General features: G+C 41.5%; 13 protein-coding genes and 1 pseudogene. All 14 read left to right on the top strand.

The features are described 5' to 3' along the window. Window positions 1–7: 7 nt before the first annotated feature. Window positions 8–310, top strand: a pseudogene (locus BM375_RS17640) (carboxypeptidase-like regulatory domain-containing protein); the annotation flags it as partial. Window positions 311–319: 9 nt separating this feature from the next. After that, complete coding sequence (locus BM375_RS05960) at window positions 320–2,488, top strand: DUF5686 family protein (protein ID WP_398357333.1); 2,169 nt, start codon at window positions 320–322, stop codon at window positions 2,486–2,488. Between the two features lie 43 nt (window positions 2,489–2,531). Next, complete coding sequence (gene rlmD / locus BM375_RS05955; RefSeq protein ID WP_093364607.1) at window positions 2,532–3,944, top strand: 23S rRNA (uracil(1939)-C(5))-methyltransferase RlmD; 1,413 nt, start codon at window positions 2,532–2,534, stop codon at window positions 3,942–3,944. Between the two features lie 147 nt (window positions 3,945–4,091). Then, on the top strand, window positions 4,092–4,484 hold the full coding sequence (locus BM375_RS05950; protein WP_093364420.1) for a hypothetical protein: 393 nt from the start codon (window positions 4,092–4,094) through the stop codon (window positions 4,482–4,484). 65 nt (window positions 4,485–4,549) lie between these two features. Continuing rightward, the gene (locus tag BM375_RS05945) at window positions 4,550–5,314 is read left to right on the top strand and encodes a hypothetical protein (RefSeq protein WP_093364418.1); all 765 of its coding nucleotides are present in this window, start codon (window positions 4,550–4,552) and stop codon (window positions 5,312–5,314) included. Between the two features lie 85 nt (window positions 5,315–5,399). Further along, entirely contained in the window at window positions 5,400–6,098 is a 699-nt protein-coding gene (locus tag BM375_RS05940) for a YiaD family glycine zipper/OmpA-like lipoprotein (protein WP_093364417.1), read from the top strand. Between the two features lie 335 nt (window positions 6,099–6,433). Then, window positions 6,434–7,867 carry a tRNA (N6-isopentenyl adenosine(37)-C2)-methylthiotransferase MiaB gene (gene miaB, locus BM375_RS05935; RefSeq protein ID WP_093364415.1) on the top strand — a complete coding sequence of 478 codons (1,434 nt, stop codon included), beginning with the start codon at window positions 6,434–6,436 and terminating at the stop codon, window positions 7,865–7,867. A 100-nt stretch (window positions 7,868–7,967) separates the two neighbouring features. Continuing rightward, window positions 7,968–9,230, top strand: coding sequence for a sigma 54-interacting transcriptional regulator (locus BM375_RS05930; RefSeq protein ID WP_093364414.1), 1,263 nt, complete (start codon window positions 7,968–7,970; stop codon window positions 9,228–9,230). 7 nt (window positions 9,231–9,237) lie between these two features. Continuing rightward, a complete protein-coding gene (locus tag BM375_RS05925; RefSeq protein WP_093364412.1) occupies window positions 9,238–9,756 on the top strand; it encodes an LptE family protein in 519 nt (172 codons plus the stop codon). A 15-nt stretch (window positions 9,757–9,771) separates the two neighbouring features. Next, on the top strand, window positions 9,772–10,800 hold the full coding sequence (locus BM375_RS05920) for a hypothetical protein (protein ID WP_093364411.1): 1,029 nt from the start codon (window positions 9,772–9,774) through the stop codon (window positions 10,798–10,800). Between the two features lie 12 nt (window positions 10,801–10,812). After that, window positions 10,813–11,178 carry a preprotein translocase subunit SecG gene (secG, locus tag BM375_RS05915; RefSeq protein ID WP_093364409.1) on the top strand — a complete coding sequence of 122 codons (366 nt, stop codon included), beginning with the start codon at window positions 10,813–10,815 and terminating at the stop codon, window positions 11,176–11,178. Window positions 11,179–11,413: 235 nt separating this feature from the next. Further along, a complete protein-coding gene (locus BM375_RS05910) occupies window positions 11,414–11,689 on the top strand; it encodes a co-chaperone GroES (RefSeq protein WP_093364408.1) in 276 nt (91 codons plus the stop codon). A 121-nt stretch (window positions 11,690–11,810) separates the two neighbouring features. Then, entirely contained in the window at window positions 11,811–13,448 is a 1,638-nt protein-coding gene (gene groL, locus BM375_RS05905; RefSeq protein ID WP_093364406.1) for a chaperonin GroEL, read from the top strand. 121 nt (window positions 13,449–13,569) lie between these two features. Continuing rightward, entirely contained in the window at window positions 13,570–13,941 is a 372-nt protein-coding gene (locus BM375_RS05900; protein ID WP_093364405.1) for a hypothetical protein, read from the top strand. The last annotated feature ends 102 nt before the right edge of the window (window positions 13,942–14,043 follow it).

The raw sequence follows: 14,043 nt of genomic DNA, 5'->3' as shown, positions 1-14,043 counted from the left end.
TCAATTTATGAAAATCTATTTTACCGTTTTTCTCTTGCTGTTTTCTTTCAGCATGAGGGCACAGGTGTCAGGCGTTGTAAAGGATAAAAATCAAACAGCTTTACCTGCAGTAAGTGTGATGGTTAAGGATAGCTATCTGGGGACATCTACCAATGTGGAAGGTCAGTTTTCGATTAATGGACTCAGTAAAGGCAAACATACGCTCATTATCAAAAAATTGGGTTTCCGTATCGAAAGCAGAACGGTATTGATTGATACGGAAAGCACTTTTTTGGATATAGTGTTAGAGCCGGAAGAACTGGCTATCGAAGAGGTTGTCGTGACTTCAGTTGAAAATCCAGCACATCGCATTATCCGGCAAGCACAGGCCCATCGTAGGGCGAATGCGGATAAAAATGATAAGTTCCATGCAGATTTTTACTCTCGAGGGACCATGTGGATAAAGAATCTGCCTAAGAAAATAGCCTTGGCGGAAGTGGACGATGAGATGATTGGTCTGCTGGATTCTACGCGTTCTGGTATTGTTTATCTTTCGGAAACAGTATCGACCATCAGCTTTCAGAAACCAAATAAATTGTATGAGAATATTGTCGCTTCCAAAGTTAGCGGTGATGATCGAGGATTCAGCTTTAATACCGCAATAGGTACAAATTTTGATTTTTACAGTGATAGGGTGGAACTTGGAGCATCAGTGGTTTCGCCTATTTCCTCTGCTGCTTTTAATTATTATACATACAGGTTGGTAGATAGCCGTTTAGAAGAAGGTCACCACGTTTATAAGATTCGGGTTCTACCCAAGCGCGATAAAGAACCAACCGTAGAAGGGTTTCTCTATATTGTTGAGGATAGCTGGGAAATCTATGCAGTGGATTTTGCAATTCCCGGATACAGGTTGCAGGTGCCAGTCATAGATACTTTGAAGTTGGTGCAACAATATCATTTTAATACCCCTGACAGGCGTTGGGTAAAATCATTACAGACGATTGATTTTGGTATAGGTTTGTTGGGAATTAATATTAACGGTCGTTATATCCATAATTTCAGTAATTATGCCTTTGTTGAACAATTCGAAAAGGGCACCTTTGGTTCTACATTGAGCAGAATGACGGGAAATGCCAATCAGAAGGATAGCGCCTATTGGGCAAATAGGCGACCCGTACCTCTTACGGAAGAGGAAGCCACCGACTATGTGAAAAAAGATAGTGTGCAGACTATTCGAAATAGTAAAACGTATGTGGATTCTGTTGATCGAAAGCACAACCGGTTTCAACCAACGGATGTTTTAACGGGGTATACCTACCGAAATTCCCACAAGAAGTTAGAAATTGGTTATAAAGGTCTGTCAAATATTTTTGCTACAGGTTTTAATCCTGTGCAGGGCTGGACCTTCTCTGCCTTATTGCAGGCAAAGTTAGGCGATGCACAAGTCGGAAATCGTTCTACGTTCTCGACGACTTTCCAATACGGTGTGGCAGAGGATAAACTGCGGGTGCAGGCGAATCTCCTGCATCGCTTCAACACGAAGAATTATGCCATGCTGAGTCTGGAAGGTGGAAATAAGGTGGTACAGTTTAATGAAAATGGCGGTGTTCATCCTTTTATCAATATGGTATCCTCCTTGTTTTTCAAAGAGAATTTTATGCAGCTGTATCAGAAGAAGTTTATTACGGCGGCTTATGCACAGAATATAGCTATTCCTTTGCGCTTTTTTGTGAATGCTTCTTATCAGAATCGCCAACCTCTGTTTAACCATACCAATTACTCTTTCTTAAAGAAGGATAAAGAGTATGTGTCTAATAATCCGCTGTCGCCAGAGGATCAAGAGTCTGCACCTTTTGAGGCGCACAAGATATTCAAAACGAGTTTAGCCTTACAATGGACGCCTGGCTTAAAAGCTGTGGAACGTGGTGACTATCGCATGTTGCTGAATGAAGGGAGTCGGCCTCAGATTACCGTAGGCTATCATTATAATATAGGAACGGAGGATAGAAAATATAATCACCAAATGTTATTTGCTCAGGTCTCGCAGAGTATGACAATGGGGTACGCCGGACAATTGCGCGCACGTGTGAATACCGGAAAATTCTTTAATGCGGAGGGTATTGCGTTTACAGACTATAAACACTTTAACGGTAACCGCACGCACATCGGCACTACTGGAAGCTATATGAATACATTTCTAAACATGCCCTACTATGCTAACAGCACGAAAGATGCCTATTTTGAAGCGCATGCAGAACATGATTTCAAAGGCTTCGTGATGAATAAGCTGCCATTGCTGAATAGGTTACAGTGGAATCTAGTAGTGGGTTATCATCATCTTTCTACCACAGAACACAAACCTTATCACGAAGTCACGGCTGGGTTCAATAATATAGGTTGGGGCAAATTCCGTCTGCTGCGTTTTGATTTTGTACGCTCATTTCAGGGAGACAGGACAGAAAATGGTTTTGTAGTGGGGTTGAAGTTTTTGAATGTGCTCAATTAGCGGAGTCAATATTCCCTCAAAAAAGCGTACTTTTGCACTCGATATGAGAAGAAGAATTCCACAAGAAAAGAAATTTATATCCGATGTTCGGATCATTGATATAGCAGAAGAGGGGAAAGGCGTAGCCAAGCAGGATGAATTGGTGCTTTTTATTGAAGGGGCTGTTCCGGGCGATGTAGCTGATGTGGAATTGATGCGCAAGAAAAAAAACTTTGCTGAGGGCCGGGTGACAGCTTTGAAACAAGCTTCGGAATACCGTATAGATCCGTTTTGTCCACATTTTGGCACTTGTGGGGGGTGTAAATGGCAGCACATGGATTATCAAGCGCAGCTACATTTTAAGCAGCAATCGGTTGATAATGCGTTGAAGCGTCTGGGCAAGGTCGATACTTCTGCTATGGAGCCTATTTTGGCATCCGGTCAAACTGAATATTACAGAAATAAATTGGAGTTTACCTTTTCTAATAAACGCTGGTTGACGTCAGTAGACGAAGAAGTGAAACCAGAAGATCTGAATGCATTAGGTTTTCACGTGCCGGGACGATTTGATAAAATTCTGGATATTGACCATTGCTATCTACAACAAGATCCATCTAATACAATTCGTAATAAGGTAAGGGATTTTGCCGTTGGTGAAGGTATATCTTTCTATGATTTACGAGCGCATGAAGGTGCTTTACGGAACTTGATTATCCGTACTTCTTCCACTGGCGAGGTGATGGTGATTGTGGTATTTGCCTATCCTGAGGAAGGACAGGTGGAATCATTGATGGATTATATAAACCAAAATTTTCCAGAATTAACATCGTTGTTGTATATCATTAACCAAAAACGAAATGATACCATCTTCGATCAAGATATACATACCTATAAGGGTCGTGATTTCATATACGAAGAAATGGAAGGGTTGAAATTTAAAGTAGGGCCAAAATCATTCTATCAAACAAATTCCAGACAAGCGTATGAGTTATATAAGATTACACGTGACTTCGCTGATTTGAAGGGTAATGAATTGGTTTATGATCTTTATACAGGAGCAGGAACTATTGCGAATTTCGTAGCGAAATCAGCTAAAGAGGTCGTGGGTGTCGAGTATGTGCCTTCGGCTATTGAAGATGCAAAGATCAATTCGGAAATCAATGGTATTAGCAATACAAAGTTCTATGCCGGTGATATGAAAGATGTGCTGACTGCAGATTTTATCGATGAACATGGAAAGCCAGATGTCGTGATTACAGATCCTCCTCGTGCAGGGATGCACGAAGATGTGGTCAAGCGTATTCTGGAGATGGAAGCGGCAAAAGTGGTGTATGTGAGTTGTAATGCTGCCACGCAAGCCCGGGATTTGGCGCTGTTGCAGGAAAAATATGATGTTGTGCGGATCAAACCTGTGGATATGTTCCCGCATACCCAACATGTGGAAAATGTGGTGCTATTGGCGTTGAAGGGTAGTTAATTGTCATCAGATTGGTTTGCTTCGCAGCTGCCTTCTGCGGTCGTTGCCTCGCAATGACGATGATATTTTTTGTTATGTACTGTTAGCAAGATTAGAGATTATATATGGTCTCTATACGCAATACTTTGTACTCAATACTCAAAGAGGATGGATATAGAAGATTTAATGGGAAAAGCAGGTGCCTCGGAGGATCCGAAGGCCAATAGTCCCTTGAAAAGTTTAAAAGTCGATCTGGATTTTTATAGCGAATCGATAAAAGAGGTCTCAACAGAGATGATGGCGGAAGGATATACCCTTTACCCTATATTTATCGCACATCAGCATGAAGTCAGTGTCGGCGAACTGTTGTTGGACAAAAATGAACTAAACACCCAATGGAGCATCAATGTAAGCTCTTTGGAGGAATTTATAGACCGAGGATTAATTAAAGAGGAGCGTAAAGAGGCATTTATTAAGAGCTTTAAAAAGCCGAATGATTTTATGTGCCTCTTTGTAATTGTCCCCGAAGGGGCGAATTTTGTGTTCTACCCTTATAAATAATGTTAACGAGTGATTTAAAACTTTTTAACATGCGGGTAGTCTAAAGATTTGTTAATTTTAGACAAATGTATTTAAAGAAAAAACATATAGGTGCGTTGGTCGGTTGTCTGTTACTATTGTTATGGCTACCAGATAGGGCTTTTGCGCAGATGAGCGGCGTTTCCGGAATTGTAGTGGAAAAAGGTGGTGGCTCAAGGATTGGAGAAGTGAATGTCACGAACTTACGTACCAATAAAAAGGTACAAACCAATAATTTTGGGGTCTTTATTATTGAAGCGTCCATAGGCGATAGCTTGTCTTTTTCTAAAATAGGCTATGGCCCTGTGAAAACCCTGTTATTCACGGAGAACGACATTCTTATTGAGATGCAGGCGGGCATGACCCTCGAAACCATTGTGGTCAGTAGGATGAGCAAAGAAGCAGAAATGCGTGATATGCTCGATGATTACCGTAAAAAAGGTGTATACAATGGCGGTAAAAATTCTGTTGGCACGTATTTGAATAGCCCAGCTACAGCACTTTATAACCTCTTCGGCAGAGATGCCAAAAATGCAAAACGATTTGCTAAGCTCATGGATAGAGAACTTGAAGAATCGCAGGTAGACCGCGTGTTTAATAAAACAAGTGTTGGAGCCTTAATCGAAGGCGTGGATGAGGACGAATTGCAGTCTTTTTTGGACCTATACCGCCCTTCATATGCCATGGTACAGCGATGGGGGCAGTATGATTTTATGGATTACGTAAAGAATTCTTTTGAAAGCTGGGAAAAAAATGGCCGTCCTCGCTCACAGCGTCTGCCTAAAGTAGATATTCAGCCACAGGAAAGATAAAAAAATGAAACAAGAGCGAACCCTTAACGCTCTTTAAGCTTTTTTGGCATTCGCTTTGTTTATACCTCTAAAAAGAAATTAGCATATCATGATGAAGATGAATAGAAAATTAGCGGTTTATGGTCTATCTGTAGCAACATCAGTAATGTTGTTTGCAAGTTGCTCAACAATACAAAACAGTAGTAACACGACGAAAGGTGCTGCCATTGGTACGGCAGCGGGTGCTGGTCTTGGTGCCTTAATTGGAGGTAAAGCTGGAAATACAGCAGTAGGAGCTATTGCTGGTGCCGCGATTGGAGGTGTTGCAGGTGGTCTGATCGGAAAAAAAATGGATAGACAAGCTCGTGAAATAGAAAATACTGTAGCAGGAGCGGAGGTAATCAAAGCAGATGAAGGAATCATCGTGAAATTTGATGAGGGCATCCTTTTTGATTTTAACAGTTCAACATTGAAGTCGACTGCAAAAACCAATATTGCGAATTTGGTAGAGACTTTAAATAAGGAGCCGGGAACTGAAATTTTGGTAATCGGACATACGGATAACGTTGGTTCTTTGTCCGCTAACCAGAAAGTTTCAGAAGCTCGTGCTGCTTCTGTAAAATCTTATGCGGTCTCACAAGGTTTGAATGGAGGAAGAATCAAAACCCAAGGTAAAAACTATTCTGAGCCACTTGCATCGAACGATACAGATGCTGGTCGTGCTGAAAACCGTCGTGTAGAGATTGTTATCGTGGCTGGTGACCAAATGGTCAAAGAAGCACAGGCTGAAGCTTCAAGAAATTAGTCATTCATATTTAGGAGACTGCATAGACTTCCGAAGTTTCAAAAAACTTCGGAAGTCTTTTTTTATCCTCACCCCAGCTCTCTCTTCAGAGCCCTCGCCTGAACCGAGGCTCCGCGAGGCACAGCAAAGAAGAGGGAGCGTATAGTTTGCTACCTGTCTAACTGGATCGTAAGCTAATTGGTCTCCTTGGGAGAGGGATTAAGAGAGAGGACCACAAAATGAGGACGAGGCTTGTAGGGGTTACTTGTCCATCTTGTTAAATTTTGGTCAACCTCTGCCAAAGTGGCATTATAATAAGTTTTTATTCGTAACTTTGTAATCTTTTGAGTGAAGCTATGATAGAATTACAACATACCACAAAAACACACGATGAATCTCGCCAAGGTGAGGCTTTAGACATGCTTCCTACAGGGAAGTCTACAGGCCGAAAACTGTATATCGAAAGCTATGGTTGTCAGATGAATTTTTCTGACAGTGAGATTGTTGCATCCATTCTGTTGGACAATGGTTTTGAAACAACGCGTGATTATAGAGATGCAGATGTGGTGTTTATCAATACGTGCTCTATTCGTGAGAATGCGGAGCAGCGTGTCCGTAATAGATTAAAAGAATTTGAGTCTGCCAAAGCAAAAAATCCGGGTATGATTGTCGGGGTGTTGGGCTGTATGGCAGAGCGCTTGAAATCGAAATTCTTAGAAGAAGAGAAGTTGGTAGATGTGGTTGTTGGACCAGATGCTTACCGTGACCTTCCAAACTTGATCGATAAGGTAGATGACGGAACGAAAGCTGTCAATGTATTGCTTTCCCGCGAAGAAACTTATGCTGACATCAGCCCTGTTCGTCTGAACTCGAACGGTATTACGGCATTCATATCTATTATGCGTGGGTGTGATAATATGTGTTCGTTTTGTGTTGTGCCGTTTACTCGGGGAAGAGAGCGTAGTCGTGATTATCAATCTATTGTTCAGGAGGCACAAGATTTGTTCAATGCAGGGTATCGTGAAGTGACGTTGCTTGGACAAAATGTAGACTCTTATAAATATACAAAACCTGTGGCAGAAGGTGAAGAACCAGCTCCAGCGGTGAATTTTGCTCAATTGTTAGCCATGGTGGCAGAGGTTAGCCCTGAACTTCGTGTTCGTTTTTCAACCTCCCACCCAAAGGATATTACGGACGAGGTGTTGTACACTATGGGACGTTACGAGAATATCTGTAAATATATACACTTACCCGTGCAGTCTGGAAATTCGCGCGTGTTGGACTTGATGAACCGTACCTATGACCGTGAGTGGTATATGGGACGTGTAGATGCAATCCGTCGGATCATTCCGGAATGTGCTATCTCAACGGATGTGATTACCGGCTTTTGTACGGAAACAGAAGAGGAGCACGAGGAAACATTGTCTATGATGGATTATGTGAAATACGATTTCGCATATATGTTTGCGTATTCGGAACGTCCGGGAACATTAGCCGCGAAACGTTATGCCGATGATGTGCCGGAAGAGGTAAAGAAAAGACGATTGACCGAGATTGTAAATAAGCAACAGGAACACAGCCTCTATCGTGCGCAAAATTTTATAGGCAAAGTCCAAAAAGTGTTGATCGAAGGTTTTTCTAAGCGGTCGGATGAAGACTACTGTGGTAGAAATGACCAAAATACGATGGTGGTATTTCCTGTAGATACTCGCTTCAAACCGGGACAGTATGTCAATGTATTGGCAGAGCGTTGTACCTCCGCTACTTTGATTGGTAAAATAGTTGATTAGTATTGTGTAATGAGATTTGCGTATTGCGAAGAATTAAGATGTCATTTGATTGGTGTCGTATAAATCTCACTACTTAATACACTATACTCAATACTAAAACATGGATATTCAAGATATAAAAAACAGATTTGGTATTATTGGAAATTCGCCGTTGCTTAATCGGGCTATCGATGTAGCAAAGCAGGTGGCTCCAACGGATATCTCTGTTTTGATTCAAGGAGAAAGTGGTTCAGGTAAAGAAGTTTTCTCGCATATTATTCATCAACTGAGTGCGCGCAGACACGGTTCTTTTATTGCAGTCAACTGTGGTGCTATTCCAGAAGGTACCATTGATTCCGAATTATTCGGCCACGAAAAAGGTTCGTTTACTGGTGCGCATGAAGCACGTAAAGGATACTTTGAGGTGGTTGACGGAGGAACTATATTTTTGGATGAGGTTGGCGAGCTACCTTTGGGAACACAAGCTCGCTTGCTCCGTGTATTAGAGACCGGAGAGTATATCCGTGTAGGATCTTCCAAAGTTCAGAAAACTAATGTTCGTGTCGTTGCCGCAACAAATGTGGATGTGTATGAAGCGGTAAAAAAAGGTAAATTCAGAGAAGACCTGTATTACCGTTTGAACACCGTGCCGTTGCGTATTCCATCTTTGCGGGAACGTAAAGAGGATATTAATTTGTTGTTTCGGAAGTTTATCGTAGACTTTACAGACAAATATCGTTCTCCAGGTATACAATTGACACCTGATGCGCAGGAATTGTTGATGCAGTATAATTGGCCGGGTAATGTGCGTCAATTGAAAAATATTGCTGAACAAATTGCCGTTTTGGAGACAGAGCGTGTCGTGGATGCAACTATATTGGCTAAATATCTTCCAGCCGAGCAAGTTGGCTCTAATCTGCCTGTTTTTGTGAAGGATAGCGCAAAAGAAGATTTTTCTGAAAGAGATCTGCTATACAAGGTTCTTTTTGATATGAAAAAGGATATGGTAGATTTAAAGAAACTGGTTGTCGAGCTTATACAGAAAGGTGTCAATGCCGGGACATTCGAACAAAACTCCCCATATATCAACCAACTGTATGACGAGGTACGTCCTGCACCGGCGTACTTAAGTGAAGAATTAGGCACAAAACCGACAATCACCATTCGAAATCCTAATGAAAACAGCAATACCCCGGATTTCATGTCATATGAAGCACAGGATGCTGAGGAAGTGGAAGAATCCCTCTCTTTAGTAGATAAAGAATCTGACTTGATTAAAAAAGCCCTGAAAAAACATAAAGGGAAACGTAAAGCTGCAGCACAGGAATTGGGTATTTCGGAACGTACTTTATATAGAAAGATAAAAGACTTAAATTTAGATTAGTAATACTATGCAAAAGGTTTTCCTCCGTTTTTGGTGTATAGTTGTGGTCATCTGTTTGACTTGGCAAAGTTGTGGCGTAAAGTATAGCTTTACAGGAGGGTCTATTCCCGAGAATATGAAGACGGTGAATGTACAGTTTTTCGAGAACATTGCTCCTTTGGTTTATACACCTTTGAGTCAGAATTTCACAGAGGCACTGAAAGAACGTATCCGTAGCCAATCGCGCCTGAGTCAGGTAGATGGAGATGCCCATGCTATGTTTGAGGGGATGATTACCGGTTATGATATCGCTCCGGTAGCGGTAGAAGCCAATACCGATCGTGCAGCGATGAACCGTTTGACCATCACCGTACGGGTGAAATACACCAACCAACTGGACGAGACCGGTGAAAGTAGCTTTGAACAGAGCTTTTCCCAATTTAGGGAGTTCTCGGGTATGATCCAAAGTCAGGAGGAAACTATCACCAAGGAAATCATCAATCTGTTGACGGAGGATATTTATAATAAAGCCTTTGCTAACTGGTAGAAAATAAGTAGCGATATGGAGTCTCAAAATGTAGCATTAACGACATTATTTCATCAAGCGCTTGTTAACCCAGGGGCATTGACAAAGGAAGATTTTGATAAGCTTTTATCGAAATACCCCTATTCTCAGCCTTTGCATTTTGCGTATGAACGCAAAAAGGCGATGGAAGAGGATACGGATGTGGTTTCTGCATCAGCTGTGTTGCTCGCACGAAACCCTACTTGGCTACAGGAATATATCCATAAGCCTGTTGAAAAGGCCTCTGAAATAGAGATTGTGGATGATGATTATGTGCCTTTTGAGGATACGGTTGTGGAAGAAATACTCGAAGAGGAGATGACGCCCTTGGAAGAGGAGCCAGTAGAACACGAGGAAAATGAGGCTTCTCTCGAAACGCTTATGCACGAGGCGATTGGTGGAGGCGATTATTTTGCACTTCATAAGCATATAGAGGAGGAAGAGGTTGCTGATGAAATGGAGGAGACGACTTCGGACCCGGACAAAGAGGAGGAAAATGTCAGCTTGTACAACGATGAACTGATGCCTTATAGCTTTCGTTGGTGGCTGCATAAAACCCGTCTGGAGCACGCCGATACCTACCAGCCTTTTGCGAGCCCTCACCTTCCTGTGGCCGATAAAGCACCTTTTGATGCAGCGAAAGTAGATGAGGTTATCTTGGATCAGCAAATACGCGAAAATATCTTTCGTTTGCAAAATCCGGAGGATAAGCTGAGTGAGGAAGTGAAAAAGAAAGAAGTGCAATATTCTCGTGTCGATAAAACGACAGAGCTTATTGAGCGCTTTATTCGTGAAGAGCCGCAGATACAGCCCCCACTGCCGGATCAGCTGACTGGGGAAAATAAAGCACGGAAAAGCTCCGAAGAGCAGTTTGATTTGGTGACAGAAACGTTGGCAAATATCTACGTTGATCAAGCCATGTATGTCAAAGCGATTGAAGTGTATAAAAAATTAATTTTGAAGTTTCCAGAAAAAAAATCGTATTTTGCGACCCAAATCAAAAATCTTGAAGAAAAATTATATTAACAAAATAAAGAAATGCAAACGTTTTTAATTATCCTGATTGTATTAGTAAGTATTCTATTGGCATTTATCGTGTTGATTCAGAACCCAAAAGGAGGAGGTTTGTCATCAGGATTTGCTGGAAGTTCCAATTTGATGGGCGTTCAGCGTACTGGTGACTTTTTGGAAAAAGGAACTTGGGGATTGGCCATTGCGCTAATGGTGTTCTGTTTGGCTATAAATATTTTAGGCCCATCAGCAGGCGGCGGAGCAAGAGGAGGGCTAAGTGACCAAATCAATGCACCAGCACAACAAACTTCACCATTGAACTTAAACAACAATACGGCAGCTCCGGAAGCAGAAGCTCCTGTTACATCTGCACCAGCAGATACGGCAAACTAAGAGTTGTGTAAGAAATAGAGGAAAGCTCCGCCATTGCGGGGCTTTTTTTATGTGTGGGTATATGGTTGCCGAATGTGACAGGATGGCACAAAAAAAGATGCAGACTGTCAATTTTTAAATAGTGTTGGTGAAAAAATGGCAAGAAAAAAGGCTTTTTTACCTTTGGCATAATTGGTGCTGAATGAGGGATAGATAAATAAAAATATTACGTAAAAACATAAAAAACTAAATAATTATGGCATTAAGTATTAAACCTATCGGAGACAGAGTTGTCGTAGAGGCGGCTCCAGCAGAAGAAAAAACAGCATCAGGTATCTACATTCCAGATACAGCCAAAGAAAAACCTTCTCAAGGAACGATCGTAGCAGTAGGTACAGGTAAACCAGAAGAACCCCTTACTGTAAAAGTGGGTGACAAAGTATTGTACGGTAAATATGCCGGTACAGAAATCACTTACGAGGGTAAAGAATATTTAATCATGCGTGAATCGGATATCTACGCAGTGTTGTAAAAAAGTATAGCGATATGCGATATGCGTATTGCGATGTATGAATTTAAGATTATAAAATATAAATTGAGTGTTGAGCCAAACAGGTCTCAATACACGATACTCAAATCTCAATACTAACAAAATGGCAAAACAAGTAAGATATAATGTAGAAGCACGTGACGCACTGAAAAAAGGTGTGGACACTTTAGCAAATGCGGTAAAAGTAACTTTAGGACCTAAAGGCCGTAACGTAATCATCGAGAAAAAATTTGGTTCACCTGCTATCACTAAAGATGGTGTGACCGTAGCCAAAGAAATCGAATTGAAAGATGCTTTGGAAAACATGGGTGCGCAAATGGTAAAAGAAGTTGCTTCTAAAACTGCTGACCAAGCTGGTGATGGTACAACTACTGCGACCGTTCTTGCACAAGCTATCGTAGCTCCGGGTTTGAAATCGGTAGCTGCAGGTGCTAACCCAATGGATTTGAAACGCGGTATCGACAAAGCTGTTGCAGCTGTTGTGGCAAATTTGCAATCACAATCTCAACAAGTTGGTTCTGATAACAATAAAATCAAACAAGTAGCGACTATCTCTGCTAACAACGACGATGTAATCGGTTCATTGATTGCAGAAGCTATGGAAAAAGTAGGTAATGACGGTGTTATCACGGTAGAAGAGGCAAAAGGTACTGAAACTGAAGTTAAAACAGTTGAAGGTATGCAGTTTGACCGTGGTTACTTGTCACCATATTTTGTGACAAACTCTGACAAAATGGAGGCGGAATTAGAAAGCCCTTACATTTTGATCTACGACAAGAAAATCAGCAACATGAAAGAATTGTTGCCTATTTTGGAAAAACAAGTACAAACAGGTAAACCTTTGTTGATTATCGCTGAGGATTTAGATGGTGAAGCTTTAGCTACTTTGGTAGTGAACAAAATCCGCGGTTCTTTGAAAGTGGCAGCTGTGAAAGCACCAGGTTTCGGTGACCGTCGTAAAGCGATGTTGGAAGATATTGCTATCCTGACTGGTGGTACTGTTATCTCTGAAGAAAGGGGTTACAAATTGGAAAATGCAGACCTTTCTTACTTAGGTCAGGCAGAGAAGGTTGTTGTTGACAAAGATAACACAACGATTATCAACGGTGCAGGTAATGCGGATGATATCAAAGCACGCGTTGCACAAATCCGTTCCCAAATCGAAACAACTACTTCGGACTACGATCGTGAGAAATTGCAAGAGCGCTTAGCTAAATTGTCAGGCGGTGTGGCTGTACTTTATGTAGGTGCGACTACTGAAGTAGAGATGAAAGAGAAAAAAGACCGTGTTGATGATGCATTGCACGCTACCCGTGCAGCAGTTGAAGAAGGTATCGTTGCCGGTGGTGGTGTAGCCTTCATTCGTGCTACAGAGGCATTAGCTAACCTTAAAGGTGCGAATGAAGATGAAACTATCGGTGTGGAAATCATCAAACGTGCTATCGAAGAGCCCCTTCGCCAAATCTGTAACAACGCTGGTATCGAAGGTGCTGTAGTTGTTCAGAAAGTGAAAGAAGGTGCGGCAGATTTCGGGTACAATGCACGTACAGATGTTTACGAAAACTTAATTGGTGCAGGTGTGATTGATCCGACTAAAGTATCTCGTGTAGCTTTGGAAAATGCAGCGTCTGTAGCTTCTATGTTGTTGACTACAGAATGTGTATTGGCAGATGAGGTTGAAGAAAATCCTGCAGGTGCTGGTGCCCCTCCAATGGGCGGCGGTATGCCAGGTATGATGTAATCAGCCATATTCATAAAATAAAAGCGGCTTCCAAAATTTTGGAAGCCGCTTTTATTTTAACACCTTTTTTACAAATCAGTATTGACAGGTATAAGTCTCTTCAGTATTTTTGCCCTGCATCATGCTGCAGAAACTGGTTCATTATTTTGTGCTTCTATGCTACATCAATATCCTTGCTTACGAAGCAGGGGCTAATACTTCTATGGCACATGATGACTCCATTCTTAACGGTGAATCGATTTTAGAATTTGTACTGGATGATGTTCTGGATATCCCTATTGATAAAGAAGCCGAGGACGTAGAAATCCTTTACGAAGAATATCGTTCCATCCAACACCAATACTATCTGATGCCGTTGTTTGTGCTTGTTCTGGGACTTCTGTTCGCGATCAGGCCACTATTGAAAGTTCGTAAGCATCCTGTTTACGATGGAAAAAAACGTCAGATTATCCCGGACTACTACTCCCATCTTTATCGTTTAAAACCTTTCTAATTCTTTATATTCCTAAGAGTTTCCCAATTCTTAGGACACCTTTGTCCATAAAGAAACTACATATATACCCAACTTTTGGAGGATAATATGTGTTATTGTATT

Origin of the sequence: Sphingobacterium wenxiniae (assembly GCF_900116225.1) — a bacterium.
In the GTDB taxonomy this organism is placed as follows: domain Bacteria; phylum Bacteroidota; class Bacteroidia; order Sphingobacteriales; family Sphingobacteriaceae; genus Sphingobacterium; species Sphingobacterium wenxiniae.
This window is presented reverse-complemented; position numbering and strand designations above follow the sequence as displayed.